This is a genomic window from Actinoplanes sp. KI2 (genome assembly GCF_025630775.1).
In the GTDB taxonomy this organism is placed as follows: domain Bacteria; phylum Actinomycetota; class Actinomycetes; order Mycobacteriales; family Micromonosporaceae; genus Actinoplanes.
Genome location: NZ_JAOSZE010000004.1, coordinates 209,708 through 235,288, shown reverse-complemented (window position 1 = coordinate 235,288; position 25,581 = coordinate 209,708). Strand labels below are relative to the sequence as shown.

Sequence of the window (25,581 nt, the reverse complement as noted above, 5' to 3'; positions counted from 1 at the left end):
GGATGCCCCGCGCTCCGGCGGTGGCGTAACAGGCGTACCGTCGGCTTGCGCGCCGAAGGGCTGCGCCGTACCGGGAGAGACGCGTGACCAACCAGCCCGACAACCCGCCGCCGGATCCGACCGCCGGCGCCCCGATCTCGGGGCAGCCCTGGCCGACCCCCTCCGGGGACGCGCTTTCGGAGCAGCCGCAGGCATATCAACCGCCCGCGTACGCGCCCGGGCAGGCCTCGATCCCCGAGCCGGACAATCCGCCGACCTCGCAGTTCCCGGCCCAGCCGCCGGTCGACTACCCGGCGCCGGGCCACACCCCCGACTACGGCGGCTACCCGGGCGGGCAAGGGCCGCAACCCGGGTACGCAGCGCAACCGGGGTACGCGCCACCACCGGGTTACCCGCCACAATCGGGTTACCCGCCGCCGGGATACGCGCCGCAACCCGGATACGCGCCGCCGGGATACGGACAACCGGGATATGGACAACCGGGATACGGGCGACCGCCTCGCAAGAGCAACACCCCGATCGTCGCCGTGATCCTGGCGGTCACCCTGCTGCTCTGCGGCGGCATCGTGACGGCCGGCGTGCTGATCGCCCACAACCTGGCCGAGAAGGCCAGGGAGACCGCCGAGGCCCCGTTCGACAACCTGCCGACCGCGGTGCCCACCCTGCCGGGCCTGCCCACCGACCTGCCGACCGACGGCACCGGCCGGACGATCACGGTGACCTACGAGGTCTCCGGCGACGGCCCGGTCTCGATCGTCTACCTGCAGAAGGTGGGCGACACCCCGGTCCGGCTCGACGACGTGCCGCTGCCCTGGAAGTTCAGCGCCCAGGTGCAGACCCCGGCTCTGCTCTCGGTGATCGTGGTACGGCTCGGCGCCAACGACGGCTCGGTCAAGTGCCGGGCGCTGATCGACGGCGCCGAGGTCAAGGCCAGCACCTCGGGCAGCTCCGCGTTCGCCACCGTCACCTGCACCCACCTGGCGCTGGCATGACCCGGGACCCGCTGGTCGAGCGCATGCGCGCGTTCGGCACGACGATCTTCACCGAGATGTCCGCGCTGGCCCTGAGCACCGGCTCGATCAACCTGGGCCAGGGCTTCCCGGACACCGACGGCCCCGCCGAGATGCTCGACGCGGTGGCCCGGCACGGCCTCGCCAACCAGTACCCGCCGCTCTACGGCATCCCGGCCCTGCGCACGGCCATCGTCGGCCACGAGCGCCGGTTCTGGGGCCTCGACCGGGACCCGGACGGCGAGGTCGTGGTCACCGCGGGCGCCACCGAGGCGGTCGCCGCCGCGATCCTCGGCCTCTGCGAGCCGGGCGACGAGGTGGTCTGCTTCGAGCCGTACTACGACTCGTATGCGGCCTCGATCACCCTGGCCGGCGCCGTACGACGGCCGGTCACCCTGCGCCCCGGCCCGGACGGCCGGTACCGGTTCGACGAGGACGAGCTGCGCGCCGCCTTCGGGCCGCGAACCCGGATGGTGTTGCTCAACTCGCCGCACAACCCGACCGGCAAGGTCTTCACCCGCGCCGAGCTCACCCTGATCGCCGAGCTCTGCCAGGAGAACGACGTGTACGCGGTGACCGACGAGGTCTACGAGCACCTGGTCTTCACCGACGCCGCCGAGCCGCACGTCCCGCTGGCGAGCCTGCCCGGCATGGGCGAGCGCACGCTGCGGATCTCGTCGGCCGGCAAGACCTTCTCGTGTACGGGCTGGAAGGTCGGCTGGGCGACCGGCCCGGCCGCCCTGGTCGCCACGGTCGCCCGGGTGAAGCAGTTCCTGACCTTCGTCAACGCCGGCCCGCTCCAGCCGGCCGTCGCGGTCGCCCTCGGGCTGCCCGACGAGTACTTCAGCGGCTTCCGGGCGGGCTTGCAGGCTCGCCGCGACCGCCTGGTCGGTGGCCTGACCGAGGCGGGCTTCGCCGTGCTGCCCTCGGAGGGCACCTATTTCGTGACTGCCGACATAACGCCGCTGGGCGGAACCGACGGCGCCGACTTCTGCCGCGGCCTGCCCGCCCGGTGTGGCGTGGTGGCGGTGCCCACCCAGGTCTTCTACGACCATCAGGAGGCCGGCCGGCACCTGATCCGCTTCGCCTTCTGCAAGCGCGAGGAGGTCATCGACGAAGCGGCCCAGCGGCTGACGAAACTGAGCCGCTAGGAGTGCCTCGTCAGAAGGCCTTGACCTCGTCGGCGATCCGGGTGGCGACCGCGCGAGCCTGCTCCTCCGTGGCGGCCTCGACCATCACGCGGACGAGCGGCTCGGTCCCCGACGGGCGCAGCAGCACCCGCCCGGTCTCGCCCAGCTCCGCCTCGGCCGCCGACACCGCGGCCAGCACGGCCGGCGCGGTGGCACCGGCCTCGCGGTTGGCGACTCGCACGTTGATCAGCACCTGGGGCAGCTTGTGCACCACCGCGGCCAGGTCGGCCAGCGACTTGCCGGAGGCCGCCAGCTGCGCCATCAGGTGCAGCCCGGTCAGCACGCCGTCCCCGGTGGTCGCGAACGCCGGCATCACGATGTGCCCGCTCTGCTCGCCGCCGAGCGCCAGCCCGCCGGAGTTCAGCTCCTCGAGCACGTACCGGTCGCCGACCTTCGCCTCGATCAGCTTGATGCCGGAGTGCTTCATCGCGATCCGCAGGCCCAGGTTGCTCATCACCGTGGCCACCAGCGTGTCCTCGGTCAGCGTCCCGGCGTCACGCATGGCCAGCGCCAGGATCGCCATGATCTGGTCGCCGTCGACGATGTCACCCGATGCGGTGACCGCGAGGCACCGGTCGGCGTCGCCGTCGTGCGCGATGCCCAGGTCGGCGCCCTCGGCGATGACCCGCTCGCGCACCTTGTCCATGTGCGTCGAGCCGCAGTCCTCGTTGATGTTGAGGCCGTCCGGCTCGGCGTGGATCGCGATGACCTCGGCGCCGGCCTCCTCGTACGCGGTCGGCCCGACCTCGCTGGCCGCCCCGTTCGCGCAGTCGACCACGACCTTGAGGCCGTTGAGGGTGTGTGGAACGGACCCGACCAGGTGCTTGACGTAGTGCTCGGCCCCGTCCAGCAGGTCGTGCACCCGGCCGATGCCGGCGCCGGTGGGGCGGCCGATCAGCCCGTGCCCGTCCTCGATCGCCTGCTCGATGCGTGCCTCGAGCTCGTCCGGCAGCTTGGTGCCGCCGGCCGCGAACAGCTTGATCCCGTTGTCCGGCATCGCGTTGTGGGAGGCGGAGAGCATCACGCCGAGATCGGCGTTGGTCTGCGCGACCAGGTAGGCCACGGCCGGCGTGGGCAGCACCCCGACCCGGACGACGTTGGCTCCGGCGCTGGTCAGCCCGGCCACGACGGCGGCCTCGAGCATCTCGCCGCTGGCCCGCGGGTCCCGCCCGACGATCGCCAGCGGCCGGTGGCTGCTGTCGCTCTCGACGAGGACCCGGGCCGCCGCGACCGCGACGGAGAGGGCCAGTTCGGGGGTGAGGTCGCCGTTGGCGAGCCCGCGCACGCCGTCGGTACCGAACAGTCGCCCCATCGGCGCCGTCCTTTCAGAGAATCGCCAACGCTTTCAAGGAAAACGCAAAACGGCCGGACACGCCCCCGACTTGGAGGGGGCGAACCCGGCCGCCTGGCAAATGATCAGCGCTTCGAGTACTGCGGAGCCTTACGGGCCTTCTTGAGACCGTACTTCTTGCTCTCCTTGACCCGGGCGTCCCGGGTGAGGAAGCCGGCCTTCTTGAGGGCGGGACGATCGTCCGGGTCGCTGGTGATCAGCGCGCGGGCGATGCCGAGGCGGAGAGCGCCGGCCTGGCCGGTGATGCCGCCGCCGCGCAGGTTCGCGATCACGTCGAACTGCTCGGCCTTCTCGGCGGTGGTCAGCGGCTCGCGGATGAGCTGCTGGTGCACCTTGCTCGGGAAGTAGTTCTCCAGGTCACGGCCGTTGCAGACGATCTTGCCGGAGCCGGGGACGAGGCGCACCCGGACGATGGCCTCCTTGCGGCGGCCGACGGTCTGGATCGGACGGTCACCGGGACGCGGGGCGCGGACCGGGGCCGGCGCGGGCGTCTCGACCACGACGACCGTCTCAGCGGGCTCCTCGACGGTCTCGACGACCTCGGGCTCGATGATGTCGGACATGCTGCTGCCTTCTCCCGCGCTCACTGCGCGATCTGGGTGATTTCGAACGGCTTCGGCTGCTGAGCGGCGTGCGGGTGCTCGGCGCCCGGGTAGACCTTGAGCTTCTTGATGATCTGCCGCGCGAGCTTGTTGTGCGGGAGCATGCCCTTCACGGCGAGCTCGATCGCCTTCTCCGGGCGCTTGGTCAGCAGCTCCTCGTACCCGACCTGCTTGAGACCGCCGGGGTAACCGGAGTGGCGGTACGCCACCTTGGTCTGCCGCTTGTTGCCGGTGAGCGCCACCTTGCCCGCGTTGATGATCACCACGAAGTCGCCGGTGTCGACGTGCGGCGCGAAGGTCGGCTTGTGCTTGCCACGCAGAAGGTTGGCGGTGTGGGTAGCCAGGCGGCCCAGGACGACGTCAGAAGCGTCGATAATGTGCCACTGACGCTCGATCTCACCCGGCTTCGGGCTGTACGTACGCACAGAATTACCTTGTCTTGTCGTCGGTCTGGGGTCGCGCGCTGGTCGCGTCGAGCGCGAACGTCAAGCGTACCCGAGTGGGGACGCTCGCAGCTGTCACACAACAGCAGGCAACAATACCCGGCCGCGCGGCGCGTGGTCAAAACGATGGCGGCCCTGCCGGACCCCCAACAATATGCGCAACAAGCATACTCCGCGTCCCCGACGCACCCGACCCCGGGATCCGGAACTGCCGACCTCAGCTCTTAGCAGGTTCGAAACAAACGGGACGTCACGTCGAAATCCCCCACCGGCAGGCTTCGGTCATGGCCAATGGTGCGCACCCGTCGAGGACGGCGGCAGGGCATAGCCTCGGCGTGCCCCGACAGCGCACTATGGGAGGGCCACCGTCAGGGTTGAGGACGGACCTGACGGTGACCGCCGTTCCGGTACGCCGGTTCGGCGAAGAGGAGTCGCGGTGTGCGCCGGACGGAGGTACGGCGGAGATCGCAGGCGTGACATGGGAGCGGGTCGACGCTGAGGACGGCGAGCTCCGAGCGTGCCCTTCGGTGGACCGCCCGGCCACGCCGCGACTTCTGAATACCGGGATCTTCGATATCGGAGCCCCCGCCGGATGACCTACCGGACTCCGGGACCGCGACGGACGGTGATCAAGGCCGCCGCCCTGGCCGAGCCGACCGCCGCCCTGTCCGGTTACACGGTCGGCGTCACCGCCGACCGCCGGCGGGACGAGCTGGCCGGGTTGCTGGAGAGCCGCGGCGCCCGGGTGGTGCTGGCGCCGGCGCTGCGCATCGTCCCGATCGCCGACGACGCCGAGCTGCGCGCCGCCACCCGAGCCTGCCTCGACTCACCGCCCGACATCGTGCTGGTCAGCACCGGTATCGGCCTGCGCGGCTGGCTGGAGGCGGCCGAGGGCTGGGGCCTGGCGGAGCCGCTGCGGGCGGTGCTCGCCCGGGCGTACCTGATCAGTCGTGGCCCCAAGGCCCGGGCCGCCATCCGCTCGGCCGGCCTGCACGATCACTGGTCGCCCGAGGGCGAGAGCTACGAGGAGGTCGTCGACCACCTCACCGCCCGGGATGTGGCCGGACTCACCGTCGCGATGCAGCTGCACGGGGAGAGCCAGCCCGAGTACACCGAGGCGCTCGAGGCGGCCGGCGCCCGGGTGCTCGAGGTGCCGGTCTACCGGTGGGCGCCGCCCACCGACCCGGCGCCGCTGCACCGCCTGGTCGATCTGATCGCCGGTCACCTGGTCGACGCCGTGACGTTCACCTCGGCCGCGGCCGTCAACGCGCTGCTGCGGGCCGGGGAGCCCGCCGGGGAGGATCTGGTCGCGGCGCTGCGCACCGACGTCCTGGTGGCCTGCGTGGGCCCGGTCACCGCGGCTCCGCTGCGCCGGCTCGGCGTGCCGATCGTGGCGCCGGCCCGGGCCCGGCTCAGCGCCCTGGTCCGCACGATCGTGGAGGAGCTGCCGAAACGGGCGGTCTCGCTGGAGGTGGCCGGTCACTCGCTGACCCTGCGGGGACACGCCGCGATCGTCGACGGCGACCTGCGACCGCTCGCCCCGGCCCCGATGGCCGTGCTGCGCGCGCTGGCGGCCGCGCCCGGGCGGGTGCTCTCCCGGGCGGCCCTGCTGCACGCTCTCCCCCGCGGCGCCGACGAGCACGCGGTGGAGATGGCGGTGGCCCGGCTCCGCGCCGGGCTGCGAGCGCCCGGCGTGGTCCAGACCGTGGTGAAGCGCGGCTACCGCCTGCCCGCGTAACCAACCGACAAGCGCGCTAAGCAACAAGCGCGCTAAGCAACAAGCGCGCTAACCCGCGACCGCGCCAACCGACAAGCGCGCTAACCGGCGACCGCGCTAAGCAACAAGCGCGCTAACCGGCGACCGCGCCAACCGACGGGCGCGCTACCCGACGACGGCCGGGTAGCCGCCGCTCTGCTCGGCCACCAGGGTAGCCATCGCGTGCTCGACGACATGCACGAGCACCTGCTTCACCGAGTCCCGATGCCGGGCGTCGCACATCACCAGCGGCACGTGCGGCGGGATGGCCAGTGCCTCACGTACCTCGTCGGGCTCGTACCGCGGCGCTCCGTCGAAGCAGTTGAGGGCCACGATGTACGGCAGATGCCGGTTCTCGAAGTAGTCGAGCGGCGCGAACGCGTCCGCGATCCGCCGCGTGTCGACCAGCACCGCGGCGCCGACCGCGCCCCGGATGAGCTCGTCCCACATGAACCAGAAGCGGGTCTGCCCGGGCGTGCCGAAGAGGTAGAGGATCAGGTCCTCGGCCATCGTGATACGGCCGAAGTCCATCGCCACCGTGGTGGTCTCCTTGCCGGGCACCTTGGACGCGTCGTCGACGCCGTGCCCGGCCGAGGTCATGATGGCCTCGGTGGTCAGCGGCTCGATCTCGGAGACCGACCCGACGAGCGTCGTCTTGCCGACGCCGAAGCCGCCCGCAACCACGATCTTCGCGGAGGTGATCTCCTTGGGCTGCGCCCCCGCTCGCTCAGAGCTTGCGAAGTCCACTCAACACCCTTTCCAGCAGATCCATCCGCTCCGTGAAGCCCTTCTTGGGAGCGGCGCTGTGCAACGACAGCAGTCCGTCGGTCACCATGTCCGCGACCAGCACCCGCGCGACACCCAGCGGCAGCCGGGTGAGGGCGGAGAGCTCGGCCAGGGACTGCGCCTTCGTCTCGCAGAGCACCGCGATGCGGTACTTGTCATGCCCGGCGAACCGGGCCTCCTGCACGGCTGCCTGGCTGGCTACCAGGACCGCCTCGATCGGTATGTCACGGCGTGGCTCGGTCCGTCCGCGAGTGACCGCGTACGGGCGAACCAGGTTGCCCCGTGGGTCCTGTGGCTGCCCCATGACGCGATCACCCCCTCTCCGCCGACCGCCGGCTAATGATTCACGGCCTCGCGTGGGGCGGGGGTGAGCGCGGCGCCGACCCGCTCGACGAGCAGCGCCATCTCGTAGCCGACCTGGCCGACGTCGCAGCTGCGGGCGGCGAGCACGGCCATCGACGAGCCGTCGCTGACGGACATGAGGAACAGGTAGCCGCTCGCCATCTCGATGATCGTCTGCTGGACGGCGCCGGCGTGGAACATCCGGGAGGCGCCCTCGGTGAGGCTCACGACGCCGGACGCGATCGCGGCGAGCTGGTCGGCCCGGTCCGACGGCAGGTCGCGGGAGCAGGCCAGCAGCAGCCCGTCGGCCGACACCGCCACGACGTGCGCGATGCCCGCGACGCTGTTGGCGAAGTTGTTGAGCAGCCATCCCATGTCGTGCATGGTCGAGGGCCTGGTCACTGGTCGTTCTCCTTAGCCTGGAGGGCGTTCTCGGCCGTGCCGTCCGTCCGCCCTCGTTGCACACCACGGTGGTACGCGGACAGGAGTCCGCGGACCTCGTCGGGGCTGCGACGGTTCTGGTTGGGCGGGCCGGCCTGCACGCCGCCGGGCACCAGCTGTGCCTGCGGTACGCGCTTGGGCAGACCCGACCGCGTGGTGCCGGCGTCGACCGGAGCGGCCGCCGCCATCGCCCGCTTCCACCCGTCGTCGGCCGCCGTCCGCCACCGGTCTTCCGCCGCCGGTCGCGGCTTCGGCACCGAGGCTCCGTTGTGTCCGTTCGTCTCCGCGGCGGGCACCGACGGGGCCGTCTCCCGGACCGGAGCAGCGGGAGCGGGAGCAGGAGCAGGAGCAGGAGCAGCCGGAGCAGGAGCAGCCGGAGCAGGAGCAGCCGGCTTAGGAGCGGAGGTAACGGCCGACGACTTACCCGAGTTGGGCGGTGGTGCGTACCCGGCGGTCGGCATCCCCCACTCCTCGGTGGCCGCCGCGTCATGGTTCCGGAACCAGCTCTGCTGCATCTGTACGAAGATCGGCGCCTCGGTGCGCTCCGGCTCGGGCGCGACCTCGGGTTGCGCCGGCACCGGCGGCATGGCCGCCAGGGCGGCACCCCAGCTGCCCGAGTCCGGCTGAGCCGGCTGCGGGGTCGGCGACATCGGCGAGGGCGTGAAGCCGTTCATCGACGGCGTGGTCTGCGCGGTGATCGGCTTCGCCACCCGGGTGGGCAGCGGCGGCCGGTCCGGCGTCGGTGTGGTCATCGGTGGCCGCTGCGAGGGGAAGGCCGGCAGCTGCGGGTGCGCCGACGGGTCCCGCCACTGCTCGGACGCGGAGATCGCCGGCAGGGTGGCCGTCGCGGCCCGCGAGCTCGCCCATCCGCCGGGCGCCGCGCCGAGCTCCGGGGCGGGCGGCGGGCTGGGCAGCGCGCCGCCGCCGCGGTGCGGGAGCACCACGATGCTGTTCGGCAGGATCACCTGGGCGACGGTGCCGCCCTCGATGTTGGCGCGCAGCTCGACCCGGATGCCGTACCGGCTGGCGAGCCGGCTGACCACGGCCAGACCCATCAGCCGGAACGCGGCCACGTCCACGTCGGGCGTCTCGGCGAGCCGCCGGTTCAGCTGGTCCATCTGCTGCTCGGACATGCCCAGGCCGCGGTCCTCCACCTGGATCACCACGTAGTCGCGGATGCGCCGGCCGTCGGCGACCACCGTGGTGGTCGGCGGGGAGAACCGGGTGGCGTTGTCGAGCAGCTCGGCGACCAGGCGGACGACGTCGTTGACGGCGACCGCGGCGATCGCGACGTCGGTGTCGACGGTGCCGAACTCGATGCGGTTGTAGAGCTCCACCTCGGACTGGCTGGCCCGCAGCGCGTCGACCAGCAGCGCGTCCTCGCGACGCGGCGCGCTGGAGTCGGCGCCCGCCAGCACCAGCAGGTTCTCGTCGTTACGGCGCATCCGGGTGGCGAGGTGGTCGAGCTCGAAGAGCCGGGCCAGGCGCTTCGGGTCCTCCTCGGTGCGCTCGATGCTGTCCAGCTCGCCGATCATGCGGTCGACCAGCGACTGCGAGCGGCGGGCCAGGTTGAGGAACATCGCCGAGACCGTGGTGCGCAGCGCGGCCTGCTCGGCCGCGATCCGGACCGCTTCGCGGTGAACCACGTTGAACGCCTGGGCGACCTGGCCGATCTCGTCGCGGTTGGTGAGCCGGATCGGGTCGCGCAACTGGTCGACGATCTCCTCGGCGCCGCTCTCGCCGAGGGTGCGGGCGTCGCGCAGCCGGGCGACGGCGTCCGGCAGGTCGCGGTTGGCCACCGCGAGCGCGCCCTCCCGGAGGCGGCGCAGCGACATGTTGAGCGACCGGGCCAGAATCACCGCAAGCGCCACCGCGACGACGAGCACCAGCAGCACGAGGGTGGCCTCGAGCGCGGCCTGGCGGGTCACCGCACTGCGCTGGTCGGCGGCGAGCGCGAGGTTCTTGCCCTCCAGCTGCACCTCGGCCCAGCGCATCAGGTCGACGACCGCGCCGAGGGCGTTGGTGACCTCGACGGCCGGCACGGCCACGCCGCGGCCGAGCTGGATCGAGACCTCGTCGGCGAGGTTGACCGCATCGCCGGTGACCACGTTGTCCACGAGGGCCTGCTGCTCGGGTGTGGCGAACGAGGCGAAGGTGAGCAGGCCTTCCTGCTGGCCGGTCTGCGCCGCGATGAACGAGGACCGCTGCTCGGGGCTGAGGTCCCCGGAGATCAGGGCCGAGTACGAGTCCGCCTCGAGATCGGCGGCCCCCGACTTGGCCTTGGCGAACGCACTGGTCGCCCGCAGGCTGTCGCCGACCTTGTCGTCGCCGGCGAACTGGCTGACCGCGTCGCCGTAGCCGAGCAGGTCGGTGAGCACCACCCCGTACCGTGACATGGCCTCGGCCACGCTGATCCCGTCCCGCTTGCTGACCGCGTTGCGGGTGGTGTCCAGCGTGGTGAGGTTGTCGTCGATCTGGACCAGGCGGCTCTGCACCGCGACCGGCGGGTCTTCGAGGGCTTGCCGATGGGTCCGGTAGGAGGCGACCGCCTTGTCGGTGGCCTTGACCGCGTCGTCGTACGCTGTGGACGGTCCGGTTCCCGAGGCGAGGTACGCGGCAGCTTGCATCCGTTCGCCGTGCAGGAGCTGGGTGAGATCGGAGACGTCGGTGCCGAGCTCGGTCAGTTTCTCCACCTGGCCGGCCGAGGTGGCCTGACCACTGACATCAACGAGGCGGGCGGTCGCAAGCACGATGACGGCGGCCAGCGGAACGAACAGGATGAGAGCCAGCTTGGCCCGGATCCGCGCGTCCCGCAGCCGTGGGAAGACACCACGGCGTGTCACCTGGGTCGAAGATCCGGTGCTCACGACTTCTCCTCCGTGCCATCCCCGTGTCTCTTCGCGCGCCAGAGGCTGCAGCCCGGCGATTTCATCAGAGACAGTTGGTGTTTGGGAAGTCTGAGTCCGCCCGGAAACAAACTTGTTGTCCGTTCAGTAACAACACTTTCAGTTCCACATTCGACAGCCTTGAGGCGTTGACGTGCACGAATGTCCGGGCGAATACGCACGGTAATTTTCCGATTACAGATCAACGTCAAGATTCCAACCAATATATGAGACGGTTGTCTCGGAACGCTGATCCGCACGAGCTTGACCAGGTGCCTTCCCGTTGGCAAGGTTTGTCGCGATCGGACGGACATGCTGTCCGAATCGACGCGCCGCGGCGGTTGCTCTTGCCGCCGGTGCACCGCGTTTCCGCCCCTCGAGGAGGCACCGCAGTGAGGCTCCCCCGCCTCGCCACGGCATCCGTCGTGGCCTCGACGCTACTGCTCGCCGGGCTGACCGGCTGCACTTCGGACGGTGCGGGCTCGGACGGTGGCGGCAACACCATCGTGATCGGCGCCGACCTGGACAACTCGTCCCCCGTGGACATCGCGTACGGCCGCGCCCTGCAACTGCGGATCGAGCAGGAGAACGCGTCCGGCCGGCTGGGCGACAAGAAGCTGGTGCTGCGCACCCAGGACAACCGCTCCGACCCCGCCACCTCGGTACGCAACGTCAGCGCGCTCGCCGACGACCCGACGGTGGCCGCGATGGTGATGGGCTCGTGCAACGACTGCGTCGTCGAGGCCGCCCGCACGATCGGCACGAAGAAGGTCCCGACCATCGCGCTGGCCGCCGCGGACGAGGTCGCCCAGCCGGTTGCCGACCGGCAGTACGTCTTCAAGCTCGGCCCCAACTCGTCCGACAGCTCGGCCACCCTGGTGGCCGAGCTGAGCCGGACCAAGGTGCCGAACGTCGCGGTCCTCTACACCGACGACCTGTACGGCAGCGGCGGCGAGAAGGTGCTGACCGCCGAGCTCGCCAAGGCCCACATCCCGATCACCCTCGCCCGCTCGGTCAAGCCCACCGCCACCGACATCAGCCAGACGGTCGGCACGCTCACCGACACCAAGCCGGCCGCGCTGCTCGTGCTGACCGGGCCGGACCAGGCCGCGCTCGCCGCCATCGGCGCCAAGGCCGCCGCGTTCAAGGGCGCGCTCTATCTCGATGCGGCCGCCGCGAGCGACATGTTCATCCCGAAGGCATCGGCCGCGGCCACGGACGATGCCACGATGGTGTTCACCCAGATCCTGGCCATCGACGACGTGATCGCGACGACCCCGGCCAAGGCGGCCCGCAAGGAATGGTTCCGCGACTACATCTCGCGGTACGGCAATTACTCCGGCGTGGCCGCATTCGCGGCCGACGCGGTCGATCTGATCGCCGCGGCCGTCACCCGGGTGGGTAACAACCACGACCAGATCCGGGCAATTCTGGAGACCTCGCAGATCGACGGGATCTCCGGCCCGATCCGCCTGACCCCGGCCAATCACTCCGGGCTCATGCCGCAGGCGATGACTCTGCTGGTGGCACGGGCCGGCCGCTGGCGACTCGCGTCCTAGGAACTACGAAGCGTGAGCCGCCAAAAGCTTTCTTAAGAAACGGATGTGGAGTGGCGTGCCGGGGCCCCCATTCCGTAACGTGCGCGGCATGGCTTTCCGGACCTCCGTCAAACTGGTAGGAGTCGCGCTCGGCGTTGCCGCGCTGGCCGGCGCCAGCCAGCTCGGGCTGGCTTACGGCCTCGGCATCGTGGTGCTCAGCCGCACTCTTGACATCACCATGCGTGACCACTGGACCGCCCAGCTGGCCTGGGTCGCCTGGTTCGCGATGACCGCGGCCGTGGTCGGTGGCATCGCCGCCCGGCGCCATCTGCCCAGGGGGTCCGGCGCGGGTACCCGGCTGGTCAGCTCGGTGGCCGCGGGGATCGGCGCGGCGGCGGTCGCGCCGCTGACCATGCAGCCGGCCCGCAGCATGCACGTCGACGGGGTCCAGCCGGTCCTGGTGATCGGCATCTGCGCCGCGCTGGGCGCGTCGGCCGGCATCTTCGCCGCCTACGCGGCGCTGAGCCGGTCGGTGGCCAGGTGGAACTTCAGCACGGTGGGCATCGCCGTGTGGGTGATCGCGCTGGTCTCGGTGGCGCCGGGTCTGGCTCCGGGCAAAACCACGTCGGCCGTACGCCTGGGCGTGCTCGAACCCGAGTTCCTCTCCGCCGATGTCATCAAGCGGACCGCCCTGTTCACGATGCCCGCGCTGGCCCTGCTGGCCGGCCTCGCGGTCGGCTGGTCGGCTCGGCGCCACGGCCTGTCGACGCTGACCATCGCGCTCGCCGGGCTGGCCGGCCCCGCCCTGCTCACGGTGTCCTACCTGATCGCCGGCCCAGGCTCGGCCGACGACCAGTACCAGGCCGTTCCGTACTGGGCGGCGATGACCGCGGCCGGCGCCGGCGTGCTCGGCTCGGTGCTGGCGGCCGTGCTGCGCCGCTCCCCGGCAGTCCAGCCGCCGGCCTCGCCGACGCCGGACCGCCCGGCACTGCCCAAGCGCGGCGCGCAGCCCGAGCCGACGATCGCCCGGGCGGCGGCCTCGGCCGCGCAGCGCCCCCAGGAGCAGCTCCGCCCGTCGGACACCGGCGTCTTCTCGATGAAGGACCTGCCCTCGTTCGACGGCTTCACCCCGCAGCAGCCGCCGCCGCAGCAGCAGCCGGTCCCGCCGCAGCCGGCCCGCGGCCGGGCCAAGCGCCCCCGGCAACGGCCCGACCAGCAGCAACAGCAGCAGGACAACGTGGCGACCTGGGTCAGCGGCCTGGGTAACGGATAGCCGAACATCACGCGCGACGCGTACCGGATCGTGATGAACCGGTCCGCCAGGAGACTGGTTCACCCCGACCACTACGTCACGTTCTACCAGCTCGACCCGGTGGCGGGCGGGCCTAGGCTCCCGCCTGCAGCTCGACGTAGACCTTGCCGCCGCCGGCCACGAACTCGTCCGACTTCTCCTGCATACCTCGGGCCCGGATCTCGTGCGAGATCTTCATCGAGCAGAACTTCGGCCCGCACATCGAGCAGAAATGCGCGGTCTTGGCGGGCGCCGCCGGAAGCGTTTCGTCGTGATATGCCCGAGCCGTCTCCGGATCGAGGGCCAGCTCGAACTGGTCCTCCCAGCGGAACTCGAAACGCGCCTTCGACAGCGCGTCGTCCCACGCCTGTGCCCCCGGGTGCCCTTTCGCGAGGTCGGCCGCGTGCGCCGCGATCTTGTACGCGATCATCCCGGCCTTCACGTCGTCCCGGTTCGGCAGCCCGAGATGCTCCTTGGGCGTCACGTAACAGAGCATCGCCGTCCCGAACATGCCGATCATCGCGGCCCCGATCGCCGAGGTGATGTGGTCGTAGGCCGGCGCGATGTCCGTGGTCAGCGGCCCGAGCGTGTAGAACGGCGCCCCGCCGCACAGCTCGACCTGCAGGTCCACGTTCTCCTTGATCTTGTGCATCGGCACGTGGCCGGGCCCCTCGACCATCACCTGCACGTCGTGCTGCCAGGCGAGGTGGGTCAGTTCGCCCAGCGTCCGCAACTCGCTGAACTGGGCCTCGTCGTTGGCGTCGGCGATCGATCCGGGCCGCAGCCCGTCGCCGAGCGAGAACGTGATGTCGTAGTCCGCGAAGATCCGGCAGAGCTCCTCGAAGTTCTCGTAGAGGAAATTCTCCCGGTGGTACGCGAGACACCAGGCCGCCATGATCGAACCACCCCGCGACACGATCCCGGTCACCCGGGCAGCGGTCAGCGGCACGTACGGCAGGAGCACCCCGGCGTGGATCGTCATGTAGTCCACGCCCTGCTCGGCCTGCTCCAGCACGGTCTCCCGGAAGATCTCCCAGGTGAGCCGCAGCGGGTCGCCGTTGACCTTCTCGAGCGCCTGGTAGATCGGCACGGTCCCGATCGGCACCGGCGAGTTCCGGATGATCGCCTCCCGGGTCTCGTGGATCCGCGGCCCGGTCGACAGGTCCATCACGGTGTCCGCGCCCCACCGGGTCGCCCAGGTCATCTTCTCCACCTCCTCGGCCACCGACGAGGTGACCGCCGAGGTACCGATGTTGGCGTTGACCTTCACGAGGAACCGCGACCCGATCACCATCGGCTCCGACTCCGGATGGTTCCGGTTGGCCGGCAGCACGGCCCGCCCGGCCGCGATCTCGTCCCGGACGAGCGTGGCGTCGACGCCCTCCCGGATCGCCACGAACTCCATCTCCGGCGTGATCACGCCCGCCCGCGCGGCGGCCAGCTGGGTTCCGTGCGAGCCGCGCCACGACTCTCGCAGCGGCGGCAGCCCGGCCGCCGGGTCGCTGCCCGGTCCGGACGTGTCGTACAGGCGAACCGGCGCGTTCCCGTCGCCGAGCACCACCTCGTTGAACGGCACGCGCAGATCGGAGCGCGAGCCCTCGACGTAGACCTTCCGCCTCATTTTTCCTCCCAAGTAGGTAGATAACGGGCGCCTGATGGCAGCACGAATCCCAGGTCCCGGGCCCGCAATGATCAGGCGAAGTGGTTCAGCGGCCCGGGCCCGGCGCCCAGCCGCCAATCACGACCACCTCGCAGTGCGGTCGTCACGTACTTCTTGGCGGCCGAGACCGCCTCCGGCACCGCATCGCCGAACGCCAGCCGCACCGCGAGCGCCGACGAGAAGGTGCAACCCGACCCGTGGTTGTTTCTGGTGTCCACGGGCTCGCCGCGCAGCATCGTGGTCCGTCCGCCGTGCCGCAGCACGTCGACCGCCAGCTCGCTGCCGGTCACCACCACCGCTCGCGCGCCACCGTCGGCGAGCCGGACGGCCGCCGACACCATGTCGTCCGCGGTCTCCACGGGACTTCCGCTGAGTGCCGCGGCTTCCTGCCGGTTCGGCGTCAAGATGCTTTCCCCGTACGCCACGAGTGGCGCGACCGAGACGGCGGTCGCGAGCCGCGCACCCGAGGTGGCCACCAGCACCGGATCGACGACCAGGTTGGGCAGCCGAGCGCCGCGCTCCCGGATGAGCTCGGCCACCGCCCGGTCCCCGATCATCCCGACCTTCACCGCCGACACCTCGAAGTCGGCCAGCACCGCATCCAGCTGCGCGGCCACCACCTCGATCGGCACCGGGTGAACAGCGGTGACGCCGACCGTGTTCTGCGCCGTGATCGCCGTGACGACGCAGGTCCCGTACGCCCCGAGCGCCGCGAACGTCTTGAGGTCGGCCTGAATCCCGGCTCCCCCACCGGAATCCGACCCGGCGATCGTCAACACCACCGGCGGATTCATCGCGGCCTGGCCGTTCCCCGCGGTCGGCGGCCCTCCGGCGAGGGCGCCGGCCGAGCCGTCCCCGCGGGCCGGGCCGAGCCGACCGGCCGGGCCGACCCCGCGGCGCCGGCCGCCAGGGCCGCACCGGTCGGCCGCACCTCGGACCCCGGCTCGGCCGCGCAACCGTCCAGATCGCACGCCGCGTCGTGGTCGTCGGCGGCAGCTGCGTCGTGCTGATCGGTTGTCGCCGCGTCGAATTGATCGGCTGAACTCGATGTCGACACCTCGGTGGCGGCCTCCTCCCGGCGGCAGGCCGAACGGGCCGCCCCGAAGCCCGCGGCCAGCTCCCGCGCCGTCCGCTCCGGGTCGCTCGCCCGCATGATGGCGCCCATCACGGCGATGCCCTGCGCCCCGGCGACCGCGCAGGCCGCCGCCCGGTCCGCCGTGTCGACCCCGCCGAGCGCGAGCCACGGCACCAGGCCCGCGAGCTCGGCGGCCGCCGCCGGGGCGAGCGCCGGTCCGTACCCCGGCTTCGTCTGGGTCGGGTAGACCGGCGACAACGTCACATAGTCCTCGATGGTCAGTTGCGGCGTGTCGTGGCAGGAGCGCCCGATCAGCGCCACCTCGGCGGCCGGCAACGGATCCGCCTCGGCCAGGTGCACCGCGTCCGCGCCGAGCGGGTCGGGCCCGGAGACGATGAGCCGGCCCGGCGGCAGGAGGTCGCGGAGGGTGACGGCGAGCGCTCGTCTCTCGGCGTACGGCAGATCGCGCTCCCGGAGAATGACCCACGCGACGCCGCCGCGGACCGCGGCCGCAACCACCCGCGGAAGCGAGCCGCAGGCGAGCCGCCGATCGGTGAGCAGCACCAACCCGCTCGGCGTCACCACCGGGCGAGCCCCTCGTCCGAGGTGGACGCGACGGCGTGGAAGCGACGGGGAATCCGCCCCGACGTGTAGGCGAGCCGGCCGGCCCGGACCGCGTGCCGCATCGCCGCCGCCATCCCGGCGGGGTCGTCGGCCCGGGTGATCGCGCTCGCGATCAGCACCGCGTCGCAGCCCAGCTCCATCGCCAGCGCCGCGTCCGAGGCGGTGCCGATGCCCGCGTCGAGGACGACCGGCACCTCGACCGACTGGCGGATCAGCCGGATGTGGTGCGGGTTGGAGATGCCGAGCCCGGAGCCGATCGGCGACCCGGCCGGCATCACCGCCGCGCACCCGGCGTCGGCCAGCCGGCGGGCCAGGATCGGATCGTCGCTGGTGTACGGCAACACCGTGAACCCGTCGGCCACCAACGCCTCCGCCGCCCGCAGCAACTCCACGCCGTCGGGCAGCAGGGTGCGTTCGTCGCCGATCACCTCCAGCTTGATCAGGTCGGTCTCGAACGCGTCCCGGGCCAGGTGCGCGGTCTTGATCGCGTCGCCGGCCGTGTAGCAGCCGGCCGTGTTCGGCAGCACCCGCACGCCGAGCCGGTCGAGCATCGGCAGCAGGCCGGGCCCGGCGGCGTCCACGCGGCGCAGCGCGACCGTGACCAGCTCGGCGCCGGACGCCGTGATCGCCTCCTCCAGCGCCACGAGGCTGGTCGCGCCGCCGGTGCCGAGGATGAGGCCTTCGCCGAACTCCACGATCAGCCTCCCTGCGCCGCGGTGAGCACCTCGACGGCGTCCCCGTCCACTACCCGGCTGGTCGCCCAGGTCGAGCGGGGCACCACCGTCCCGTTGACCGCGACCGCCACCCCGCGCCGGGCCTCGGTGAGCCGCTCGACCAGCGCCGCCACCGAGAGCCCGTCGCCGCTCTCGACGAGCTCCCGCCCGTTGACCGTCAACCGCATCAGAACCTCCCCGGCCGCTTCTCGCGCTCGTTCTCGCGCTCGTTCTCGCGCTCGTTCTGGCTCTCGCTCTCGCGCTCGTTCTGGCTCTCGCTCTCGCGCTCGTTCTCGCGCTTGCTCTCGCGCTTGCTCTCGCTCTCGCTCTCGCCGAGCCGTGACTTTCCGGGCGGCGTCCTCTCCAGCCGTCCCGGCGCGAACTGCGCGAGCAGCGGATCGGCGTGACCGTCGGCCACCAGGGCGGCGATCAGATCCGCGGTGATCGGGGCGAGCAGCACCCCGTTGCGGTGATGCCCGGCCGCCACGACCACCCGGCGGTCGCCGTCGAGCGGTCCCAGCAGCGGCGCGTTGTCCGGCGTGCCCGGCCGGTGCCCGACGGTGGTCTCCACCAGCTCCAGCTCGGCGAGCCCGGGCACCACGTCGAGCGCGGCGTGCAGCAGCTCGTGCACCCCGCCCGCGGTGATCGCGTGATCGGTTCGCTCCTCCTGGGTCGCGCCCACCACGATCTCGCCGTCGGCCCGGGGCACGAGGTAGACGTGCCGGCCGTCGACGGTCGCGTCGAGCACGTGCCGCAGCAGGCCGGGCTCGCCGCGCAGCCGCACCAGCTGGCCCTTGACCGGCCGCACCGGCAGCCCGGTCAGCTCGGCGGTGCCGCAGCCGGCCGCCACCACGACGACGTCCGCGTCCACCTCGGACAGGTCCTCGACGCGCTTGGCCACGATCCGGTCGGCCAGCCGGTCCCGGAGGGCCGCCACCACCTTGCGCGGGTCGACCTGCCGCTCGGTCGGCGCGTGCACCCCGGCCCGCACCCGCGGCGACAGGGCCGGCTCGCGTTCGCGCAGCTCCGAGGGGCGCAGCAGGGGCAGCTTCTGCCGGGTCCAGACCCGGGCCGCCTCGGCCAGGTCGTCCGCGGTCATCGCCAGCCCGAGCGTGCCGGTGGCGTCGTAGCCGACGTCCACGCCGAGCTCGGCGGCGAAGGCCGGCCAGCGCTCGTTCGCCTCATCGAGGAGCCGGACCAGCGCCGGTTGCTCGAAGGCGGACTCGCCCCCGGGCGCGAGCATGCCGGCCGCGACGTGCCAGGCGCCCGGTTCGCCGCTGTCGAGCAGGGCGAGGTCGGACACGCCACGCTGCCGCAGCCGCCAGCCGATGGCCAGCCCGATGATCCCGGCCCCGACGATCGCGACCCGCGGCCCGGTCATCGAGCACCGCCCGCGCCGGCCCGCAACTCCCCAGGATCGCCACTCGGCCGAAGATCGCTCGGCGGCCGCAGATCGCTCGGCAGCCGAAGATCGGTCGGCAGCCGAAGATCGCCGCGCGGGGCGAGGGCGTCGAGCAGCGCGATCGTCCCGCCGGCCGGGTCGCGGGCGATCGCCGAGATCACCGCAACCCCGTATCCGGGCAGTTCACGGACTCGATCCGCGGTGATCCCCCCGATCGCGATCACCGGCGTTCCGGGCACCGCGTCGGCCACCGCGCCGATGCCGGCCGCCCCGAGCGGCGCCGGCAACCCGTCCTTGCTGGTCGTGGCGAACGCCGGTCCGACACCGAGATAGCCGGCCCCGTCCGCGACGGCGGCCCGCGCGGCCTCCGGCGTACGGCAGGTGGCTCCGACGACGGCCGACGCACCCAGCACCCGGCGCACCGCCGCCACCGGCAGGTCCTCGGCACCGACGTGGACGCCGTCCGCACCGGCCGCGAGCGCCACCCCGACCCGATCGTCCACCAGGCACAGCGCCCCGGCAGCCCGGCAGACGTCGAGCGCCGCCACGGTCAGCTCAAAGGCCGCCCGGTCCGACGTCTTGACCCGCACCTGGATGGCGACCGGCCCGTGCCCGACCGCCGCCCGCACGACCGCGAGCGAGTCGGTGATGATGTGCAAGCGAGGAAACAAAACGAACGCTCCTCCCTGCGCCGGCATGATCCGGATCAGGTTCGACGGTCGGGGGCCGCATCAGCCCCCCTCTCAGCCCGGTGCTCCGGACTCCCGTGGGGTTGTCTTATCCCGGACCATAACCGGCCCGGCGGCGAAAAACTAGCGATCGGAGCCGGCCGGCTCAGCGGACGTCCCAGACCGGCTCCGGGGTCTCGATCACCTCGCCGTCGCCCTGGAACAGCACGAACCGGTCGAACGATCGGGTGAACCATCGGTCGTGGGTGACCGCTATCACCGTCCCCTCGAACTGCTTCAGCCCCTCTTCCAGGGCCTCCGCCGAGGCGAGGTCCAAGTTGTCCGTCGGTTCGTCCAGCAACAGAACGGTCGCCCCGGACAGCTCCAGCAGCAGCACCAGGAATCGTGCCTGCTGCCCGCCGGAGAGCGTGCCGAACCGCTGGTCGCCCTGACCCGCCAGCTCGTACCGATTGAGCGCCTTCATCGCCCCGGCCCGGTCCCGTCCGGCACGGTGGTCATCGCCCCGCCAGAGGATCTCCACGAGCGTGCGTTCGAGAAGCTCGGGCCGGTCGTGCGTCTGCGAGAAGTGCCCGGGACGGACCCGCGCACCGAGCCGCGCCACCCCGGTGTGCGCCACGTGCGCGAGCGGCGCGCCGTCCACCGGCTTGTTCTCGGCCTCCGGGTCGGTGCCGCCGGCCGCGAGCAGCCGCAGGAAGTGCGACTTACCGGTGCCGTTCGCGCCCAGCACGGCGACCCGGTCGCCGTACCAGATCTCCAGGTCGAACGGGAAGGTCAGGTCTTCCATCTCCAGTTGCTCGCAGATCACCGCCCGCTTGCCGGTGCGGCCGCCGCGCAGGTCCATCCGCAGCGACTGGTCCTTCGGCGGCAGCGGCGGCGGGCCCGCCTCCTCGAACTTCCGCAACTTCGTCTGCGCGGACTGATACCGAGAGGCCATATCGGAGTTGTAGGCAGCCTTCTGCTTGTACATCAGCATCTGCTCGCGCAGCTTCTGATGCTCCTCGTCCCAGCGGCGGCGGTTCTCCTCGAGCTTCTCGTGCCGGTGCACCCGAGCCTCGTGCCAGGAGGCGAAGCCGCCCGGATGCGTCCACGCGGAGCCGCCCTCCACCGCGACCACCCGGCTGGCCGTCTCGGCCAGCAGCTCGCGGTCGTGCGAGACGTAGAGCACGGATTTCGGCGACTCGCGCAGCCGCGCCTCGAGCCAGCGTTTGCCGGGCACGTCGAGAAAGTTGTCCGGCTCGTCGAGCAGCAGCACCTCGTCCCGGCCGCGCAGCAACAGGTCGAGCGCGAACCGTTTCTGCTGCCCACCGGAGAGGGTGCGGACCGGCCGGGCGCGTACCTCCTCCCACGGCTTGCCGAGAATGCCGACCGCCACGGTGTCGAAGAGGACCTCGGCGTCGTAGCCGCCCACCTCGCCCCAGTGCGCCAGGGCATTCGCGTACGCCAGCTGGCTGCGCTCGGTCTCGTCGAGAGCCGCCGCGGCCGTGGCGAGCCGCTCCCCGGCGGCGCCCAGCGCGGGCTCGACCAGCGAGAGAGCGAGGTCTTCGAGCGTACGGTCGTCGCCGATCATGCCGATGAACTGGCGCATCACCCCCAGCCCGCCGGAGCGCGCGATGCCGCCGACCGGGGTCGGCAGGTCGCCGGCGACCATCCGCAGCAGCGTGGTCTTGCCGGCGCCGTTCGGACCGACCAGCGCGACCTTGGCGCCCTCGCCGACCCGGAACGACACGTCGGCGAACAGCTCCCGGCCGTCGGGCAGCACGAACCCCACCCCGGCGACATCCACGTAACCCATGGGCGGCATTCTCCCGGGCGGCGAGCGTTCCGGTCAGCCGGTTTTCCGCGTCACCTTCAGCACGCGGAACCCCTTCTGGCTGGCCACCCGCTCGACCTCCCAGCCGAGCTCGACCAGCCAGGCATGCAACGAGTCCCCGCCGAGATGCCGGTTGATCACCAGCCAGGCCACGCCGTCCACGGCCAGCCGGGGCAGCCAGCGCTCCATCAGCGCGCGCAGCTCGGCCTTGCCGACGTGGGTCGGCGGATTGCTCCAGATCTGGTCGAAGACGACGTCGCCGGGCACCTCGTCGGGCTCGGCCACTTCGAGGTTGCCGAGGCCGAGCGACTCGGCGTTCTCGGCGGTCAGCTCGCGGGCCCGCGAGTTCACGTCGACCGCCCAGACGGTCGCCCGCGGTGACTCGGTGGCCAGCACCGCGGCGATCGGCCCGTACCCGCAACCGAGGTCCAGGAAGACCCCGGTGGTCGTGGCCGTGGGCAGGTCACCCTTTCGCAGCAGGACGGCGGTGCCCGGGTCGAGCCGACCGGCCGAGAAGACACCCGACGCCACGGTCAGCCGGTAGTCGCGCCCCGCGGCGCTGAACTCGATCTCGCCGCGCTGGGCGGGCGCGGTGGGCTCGGCGCTGAAGTAATGCTCGGCGGTCACCCCGCCAGTCTGCCGCCGTTCCGAACGACACGGCACGCCGGGGTGCCGCACAGTCAGTGCGTTCATCGACCGCCGTGCGCTTCTAACGTGAAAATCATGCTGTACGGGACTCCCTCGCTCGCGCCCGCCAGACAGCACCGCTCGCTTCGCCGCATCCGCCGCCGCGCCGCCCGCCGGCCGGAGCGTGCCGCCGAGATCCTGGTGCGTGGCCTCGGCGGGCTGATCCTGCTGGCGCTGCTCGCGGTCGGCGTGTTCTTCGTGGTGGCCGGCGAGCAGCACCGTGCCGACCCGCCCGCGCCGGCCGGCGGCCCCCCGGTCGCGGCCGACGCGCTCGACTCCCGGCAGGTCGACACGGCGCCGCTCTCGATCGAGGAGATCTTTCCGGACCAGGCCGCGGTGCGTCCGGCCGCGGCCTCGCCGTACCGGATCACCATGACCCACCTCGACGCCGACTGCCGCTCCGCGGCGTTCGGCGAGCTGGCCGCGCTGCTCGCCGCGCACGGCTGCGACCAGGTGGTACGCGCCGGTCTGGTCGCACCGTACGGCGGCTACCAGGTCACCGCGGGCGTGTTCGACCTGGCCGACGCGGCCGGGGCGGAGTACGTCGACGGGCGGCTGCGGCACGTGGTGGAGACCGGCGACGGCACGTTCACGACCCTGCCGACCACCAACCCGGACCCGTACGCGCTGCCCACGTCCCAGGTGGGCTGGCGCGCCCGCGGCCACTACCTGCTGTACTGCGTGATCAACCGGCCGGACGGCGCGGTGGTCACCGCCGACGACCCGTACGCCGCCCGGATCACCAGCGACCTGGTCGACAGCTATCTCGGCACCACGGTGCTGGGCCGGCGCGCGGCCGCCATGTCGGCAGCCCCTTAGGCCCGCAGCCGGCGCGTTGCCTCCGCTCGGGCCGCGTAGTCGGCCTCGTCCGCGTACCCCACCGCCACCAGCGTCAGCCCGTGTGCCGGCGCCACCGTCACCTCGCTCGAGCGTTCCCGCAGCGTGAGCAGGGTCGCGGGCCAGGACGGCTCGCGCCGCCCGTCGCCGACCGTGAGCATCGCCCCGACCAGGCTGCGCACCATCGACTGGCAAAACGCGTCGGCCTGCACGGTCGCCACGCACACCCCGTCCGGATCGCGCCGCCAGTCCAGCCGGGTGATCGCCCGTACGGTCGTGCCGTGCTCCTTGCGCTTGCAGTACGCCGCGTAGTCGTGCTCCCCCACCAGCCCCGCCGCGGCCGCGCCGAGCCGGTCGAGGTCGAGCGGCCGCACCCAGCCCAGCGTGTCGTGCCGGCGCAGCGGCTCCGGCCCCCACGGCGTGTCCGCGACCCGGTACTCGTACCGCCGGAAGGTCGCCGAGAACCGCGCGTCGAAGGTGGGCGGCACCGGGGTGATCGCCCGCACCCGGGCGTCCGGCGGCATCAACGCCGCCAGCCGCCGCAGCAGCGACCCTTCCAGGTCGGCCCAGGCCTCGAGCGGGACGTCGACGTGACAGACCTGCCCGGTGGCGTGCACCCCGGCGTCGGTACGCCCGGCGACGGTCAGCCCGAGCGGCGTGTCGGCACCGACCAGACGACCGAACGCCTCGGTGAGCACGCCCGCCACGGTGCGCCGCGTCGGCTGTGCGGCCCACCCCGAGAAGTCGGCGCCGTCGTACGACACATCCAGGCGCAAGCGGATGGATCCCATTCGCCCCTCCGACAAGAAAGGCCCGGCACCCAGGGGTGCCGGGCCTTTCGCCAAGACAATTACTTCTCGTCGCCCTCGGCCTGGTCGTCGGCCACGGCCTCGGAGGTGGCGGCGGGCGCCTCGTCCTCGCGGGCCAGCGCCTCGACCTTGTCCTGCTGCGCCGCGGCCTTCTTGGCGGCCTTCTTGGCCGGCGCCGTGGTCGCTGCGACCTGCAGCTCCTCGACCAGCTCGATGACGGCCATCGGAGCGGCGTCGCCCTTGCGCGGGCCGGTCTTGGTGATGCGGGTGTAGCCGCCCGGCCGGTTGCCGTACCGCGGAGCGATCTGCTCGAACAGGGCGTACACGACGTCCTTGTCCCGCACGACGGTCAGAACCCGGCGACGGGAGTGCAGGTCGCCGCGCTTGGCCTTCGTGATGAGCTGCTCAGCCAGCGGGCGCAGCCGCTTGGCCTTCGTCTCGGTGGTCTTGATCTTCCCGTGCCGGAAGAGCTCCGTGGCCAGGTTGGCCAGGATCAGCTTCTCGTGCGCCGGGCTGCCGCCGAGGCGGGGACCCTTGGTGGGCGTGGGCATTTCTGATGCTCCTTGGTGAATGGCGCGGCCGCCGAGCTTACAGCTGCTCGGTCTCGCGGTAGTCGTCGGTGTCGTAGTCCACGTCGCCGAACGAATCCACGACGTGCGCCGGGTCGAAGGACGGCGCGCTGTCCTTGAGTCCCAAGCCCATTCCGGCGAGCTTCATCTTGACCTCGTCGATGGACTTCTGACCGAAATTCCTTATATCGAGGAGGTCGGCCTCGGTGCGCCCGATCAGCTCGCCGACGCTGTTGATGCCCTCGCGCTTGAGGCAGTTGTACGACCGGACGGTGAGGTCCAGCTCCTCGATCGGCAGGGCCAGGTCGGCGGCGAGCTGCGCGTCCTGCGGCGACGGGCCGATGTCGATGCCCTCGGCGGTCTCGTCCAGCTCGCGGCAGAGGCCGAACAGCTCGACGAGGGTCGAGCCGGCCGACGCCAGCGCGGTGCGGGGCGAGATGGACGCCTTCGACTCGACGTCGATGATCAGGCGGTCGAAGTCGGTGCGCTGCTCGACACGGGTCGCCTCGACGCGGTAGGTCACCTTCATGACCGGCGAGTAGATCGAGTCGACCGGGATCCGGCCGATCTCCGCACCGGTGTTCTTGTTCTGCGCCGCCGTGACGTAGCCACGGCCCCGCTCGACGGTGAGCTCCATGTCGAGCCGGCCCTTGCTGTTGAGCGTGGCCAGCTTCAGGTCGGGGTTGTGCACGGAGACGCCGGCCGGGGGCTGGATGTCACCGGCGGTGACGTCGCCCGGGCCCTGCTTGCGCAGGTACATGCTGACCGGCTCGTCGTGCTCGGAGCTGACGGTGAGCTCCTTGACGTTCATGACCAGCTCGACCACGTCCTCCTTGACACCGGGGATCGTGGTGAACTCGTGCAGGACGCCGTCGATCTTGATGCTGGTCACCGCCGCGCCCGGGATGGACGACAGCAGGGTCCGGCGGAGGGAGTTGCCGAGGGTGTAGCCGAAACCCGGCTCCAGGGGCTCGATGGTGAACCGGGAGCGGGTCTCCGAGAGCGACTCCTCCGAGAGGGTCGGCCGCTGGCTGATGAGCACGCGCTTGCCTTTCTGTCAGGCCACCCGCT

General features: G+C 71.9%; 23 protein-coding genes, 2 pseudogenes and 1 riboswitch. Of the genes and pseudogenes, 6 read left to right on the top strand and 19 right to left on the bottom strand.

All coding sequences use genetic code 11. The features are described from left to right. Positions 1 to 83: 83 nt before the first annotated feature. Both ODJ79_RS06125 and ODJ79_RS06120 read left to right on the top strand, forming a co-directional pair. Positions 84 to 992, top strand: a complete 909-nt coding sequence (locus tag ODJ79_RS06125; RefSeq protein WP_263022313.1) for an MmpS family transport accessory protein — start codon at positions 84 to 86, stop codon at positions 990 to 992. Further along, positions 989 to 2,161, top strand: coding sequence for a pyridoxal phosphate-dependent aminotransferase (locus ODJ79_RS06120; RefSeq protein ID WP_263022312.1), 1,173 nt, complete (start codon positions 989 to 991; stop codon positions 2,159 to 2,161). Before ODJ79_RS06125 ends, ODJ79_RS06120 begins: the two co-directional genes overlap by 4 nt. A gap of 10 nt (positions 2,162 to 2,171) precedes the next feature. On the opposite strand, the gene glmM is transcribed toward ODJ79_RS06120, so the two are convergent. The 3 genes from glmM to rplM form a co-directional block, all read right to left on the bottom strand. Next, positions 2,172 to 3,512 (bottom strand): phosphoglucosamine mutase, encoded by a 1,341-nt coding sequence (gene glmM / locus ODJ79_RS06115; protein WP_263022311.1) that lies wholly within the window; start codon positions 3,510 to 3,512, stop codon positions 2,172 to 2,174. Positions 3,513 to 3,616: 104 nt separating this feature from the next. Continuing rightward, positions 3,617 to 4,114, bottom strand: coding sequence for a 30S ribosomal protein S9 (rpsI, locus tag ODJ79_RS06110; RefSeq protein WP_263022310.1), 498 nt, complete (start codon positions 4,112 to 4,114; stop codon positions 3,617 to 3,619). 20 nt (positions 4,115 to 4,134) lie between these two features. Further along, entirely contained in the window at positions 4,135 to 4,578 is a 444-nt protein-coding gene (gene rplM, locus ODJ79_RS06105) for a 50S ribosomal protein L13 (RefSeq protein WP_263022309.1), read from the bottom strand. Positions 4,579 to 5,188: 610 nt separating this feature from the next. On the opposite strand from rplM, the gene ODJ79_RS06100 reads away from it, so the two are divergent. Next, the gene (locus ODJ79_RS06100) at positions 5,189 to 6,334 is read left to right on the top strand and encodes a uroporphyrinogen-III synthase (RefSeq protein ID WP_263022308.1); all 1,146 of its coding nucleotides are present in this window, start codon (positions 5,189 to 5,191) and stop codon (positions 6,332 to 6,334) included. A 144-nt stretch (positions 6,335 to 6,478) separates the two neighbouring features. Here ODJ79_RS06100 and ODJ79_RS06095 read toward each other — a convergent pair whose 3' ends face one another. Genes ODJ79_RS06095 through ODJ79_RS06080 form a run of 4 tightly spaced genes read right to left on the bottom strand, consistent with a single transcriptional unit; the run spans position 6,479 to position 10,788 of the window. After that, positions 6,479 to 7,099 (bottom strand): GTP-binding protein, encoded by a 621-nt coding sequence (locus ODJ79_RS06095; RefSeq protein ID WP_263022307.1) that lies wholly within the window; start codon positions 7,097 to 7,099, stop codon positions 6,479 to 6,481. After that, a complete protein-coding gene (locus ODJ79_RS06090; RefSeq protein ID WP_263022306.1) occupies positions 7,080 to 7,442 on the bottom strand; it encodes a DUF742 domain-containing protein in 363 nt (120 codons plus the stop codon). The genes ODJ79_RS06095 and ODJ79_RS06090 overlap by 20 nt, the downstream gene beginning before the upstream one ends. Before the next feature lie 32 nt (positions 7,443 to 7,474). Then, positions 7,475 to 7,882 carry a roadblock/LC7 domain-containing protein gene (locus ODJ79_RS06085; protein ID WP_263022305.1) on the bottom strand — a complete coding sequence of 136 codons (408 nt, stop codon included), beginning with the start codon at positions 7,880 to 7,882 and terminating at the stop codon, positions 7,475 to 7,477. Beyond that, a complete protein-coding gene (locus ODJ79_RS06080; protein WP_263022304.1) occupies positions 7,879 to 10,788 on the bottom strand; it encodes a nitrate- and nitrite sensing domain-containing protein in 2,910 nt (969 codons plus the stop codon). The genes ODJ79_RS06085 and ODJ79_RS06080 overlap by 4 nt, the downstream gene beginning before the upstream one ends. A gap of 410 nt (positions 10,789 to 11,198) precedes the next feature. On the opposite strand from ODJ79_RS06080, the gene ODJ79_RS06075 reads away from it, so the two are divergent. Both ODJ79_RS06075 and ODJ79_RS06070 read left to right on the top strand, forming a co-directional pair. After that, on the top strand, positions 11,199 to 12,365 hold the full coding sequence (locus ODJ79_RS06075; protein WP_263022303.1) for an ABC transporter substrate-binding protein: 1,167 nt from the start codon (positions 11,199 to 11,201) through the stop codon (positions 12,363 to 12,365). Between the two features lie 88 nt (positions 12,366 to 12,453). After that, positions 12,454 to 13,617, top strand: coding sequence for a hypothetical protein (locus ODJ79_RS06070; RefSeq protein WP_263022302.1), 1,164 nt, complete (start codon positions 12,454 to 12,456; stop codon positions 13,615 to 13,617). 112 nt (positions 13,618 to 13,729) lie between these two features. On the opposite strand, the gene thiC is transcribed toward ODJ79_RS06070, so the two are convergent. From thiC to ODJ79_RS06025, 9 genes and pseudogenes are all read right to left on the bottom strand, one after another. Beyond that, positions 13,730 to 15,256 carry a phosphomethylpyrimidine synthase ThiC gene (thiC, locus tag ODJ79_RS06065; protein WP_263022301.1) on the bottom strand — a complete coding sequence of 509 codons (1,527 nt, stop codon included), beginning with the start codon at positions 15,254 to 15,256 and terminating at the stop codon, positions 13,730 to 13,732. A 71-nt stretch (positions 15,257 to 15,327) separates the two neighbouring features. Beyond that, entirely contained in the window at positions 15,328 to 16,089 is a 762-nt protein-coding gene (gene thiD / locus ODJ79_RS06060) for a bifunctional hydroxymethylpyrimidine kinase/phosphomethylpyrimidine kinase (RefSeq protein ID WP_263022300.1), read from the bottom strand. Positions 16,090 to 16,370: 281 nt separating this feature from the next. Continuing rightward, positions 16,371 to 16,955, bottom strand: a pseudogene (locus ODJ79_RS06055) (thiamine phosphate synthase); the annotation flags it as partial. Beyond that, complete coding sequence (locus ODJ79_RS06050; RefSeq protein WP_263022372.1) at positions 16,949 to 17,695, bottom strand: thiazole synthase; 747 nt, start codon at positions 17,693 to 17,695, stop codon at positions 16,949 to 16,951. The gene ODJ79_RS06050 and the pseudogene ODJ79_RS06055, both read right to left, overlap by 7 nt. After that, the gene (gene thiS / locus ODJ79_RS06045) at positions 17,692 to 17,895 is read right to left on the bottom strand and encodes a sulfur carrier protein ThiS (RefSeq protein WP_263022299.1); all 204 of its coding nucleotides are present in this window, start codon (positions 17,893 to 17,895) and stop codon (positions 17,692 to 17,694) included. The genes ODJ79_RS06050 and thiS overlap by 4 nt, the downstream gene beginning before the upstream one ends. Further along, entirely contained in the window at positions 17,895 to 19,088 is a 1,194-nt protein-coding gene (gene thiO / locus ODJ79_RS06040) for a glycine oxidase ThiO (RefSeq protein WP_263022298.1), read from the bottom strand. Before thiO ends, thiS begins: the two co-directional genes overlap by 1 nt. A gap of 122 nt (positions 19,089 to 19,210) precedes the next feature. Next, positions 19,211 to 19,807 (bottom strand): annotated as a pseudogene (locus tag ODJ79_RS06035) (thiamine phosphate synthase); the annotation flags it as partial. Continuing rightward, positions 19,776 to 19,887, bottom strand: a riboswitch (TPP riboswitch). (Overlaps the previous pseudogene by 32 nt.) Positions 19,888 to 19,943: 56 nt before the next feature. Continuing rightward, positions 19,944 to 21,590 carry an ABC-F family ATP-binding cassette domain-containing protein gene (locus ODJ79_RS06030; RefSeq protein ID WP_263022297.1) on the bottom strand — a complete coding sequence of 549 codons (1,647 nt, stop codon included), beginning with the start codon at positions 21,588 to 21,590 and terminating at the stop codon, positions 19,944 to 19,946. Positions 21,591 to 21,623: 33 nt separating this feature from the next. Next, the gene (locus ODJ79_RS06025; RefSeq protein WP_263022296.1) at positions 21,624 to 22,235 is read right to left on the bottom strand and encodes a class I SAM-dependent methyltransferase; all 612 of its coding nucleotides are present in this window, start codon (positions 22,233 to 22,235) and stop codon (positions 21,624 to 21,626) included. Positions 22,236 to 22,331: 96 nt separating this feature from the next. On the opposite strand from ODJ79_RS06025, the gene ODJ79_RS06020 reads away from it, so the two are divergent. Further along, positions 22,332 to 23,114, top strand: a complete 783-nt coding sequence (locus tag ODJ79_RS06020; protein WP_263022295.1) for a hypothetical protein — start codon at positions 22,332 to 22,334, stop codon at positions 23,112 to 23,114. Here the strand turns inward: ODJ79_RS06020 and truA are convergent. From truA to ODJ79_RS06005, 3 genes are read right to left on the bottom strand one after another with little or no spacing between them, the layout of a single operon-like run. Beyond that, positions 23,111 to 23,923: a tRNA pseudouridine(38-40) synthase TruA gene (gene truA, locus ODJ79_RS06015; protein ID WP_263022294.1), complete on the bottom strand. Its 813-nt coding sequence runs from the start codon at positions 23,921 to 23,923 to the stop codon at positions 23,111 to 23,113. The two genes, ODJ79_RS06020 and truA, sit on opposite strands and share 4 nt — an antisense overlap. 59 nt (positions 23,924 to 23,982) lie before the next feature. Then, complete coding sequence (gene rplQ, locus ODJ79_RS06010; RefSeq protein WP_263022293.1) at positions 23,983 to 24,492, bottom strand: 50S ribosomal protein L17; 510 nt, start codon at positions 24,490 to 24,492, stop codon at positions 23,983 to 23,985. A gap of 37 nt (positions 24,493 to 24,529) precedes the next feature. Continuing rightward, positions 24,530 to 25,552, bottom strand: coding sequence for a DNA-directed RNA polymerase subunit alpha (locus ODJ79_RS06005; protein ID WP_020513615.1), 1,023 nt, complete (start codon positions 25,550 to 25,552; stop codon positions 24,530 to 24,532). Positions 25,553 to 25,581 lie beyond the last annotated feature (29 nt).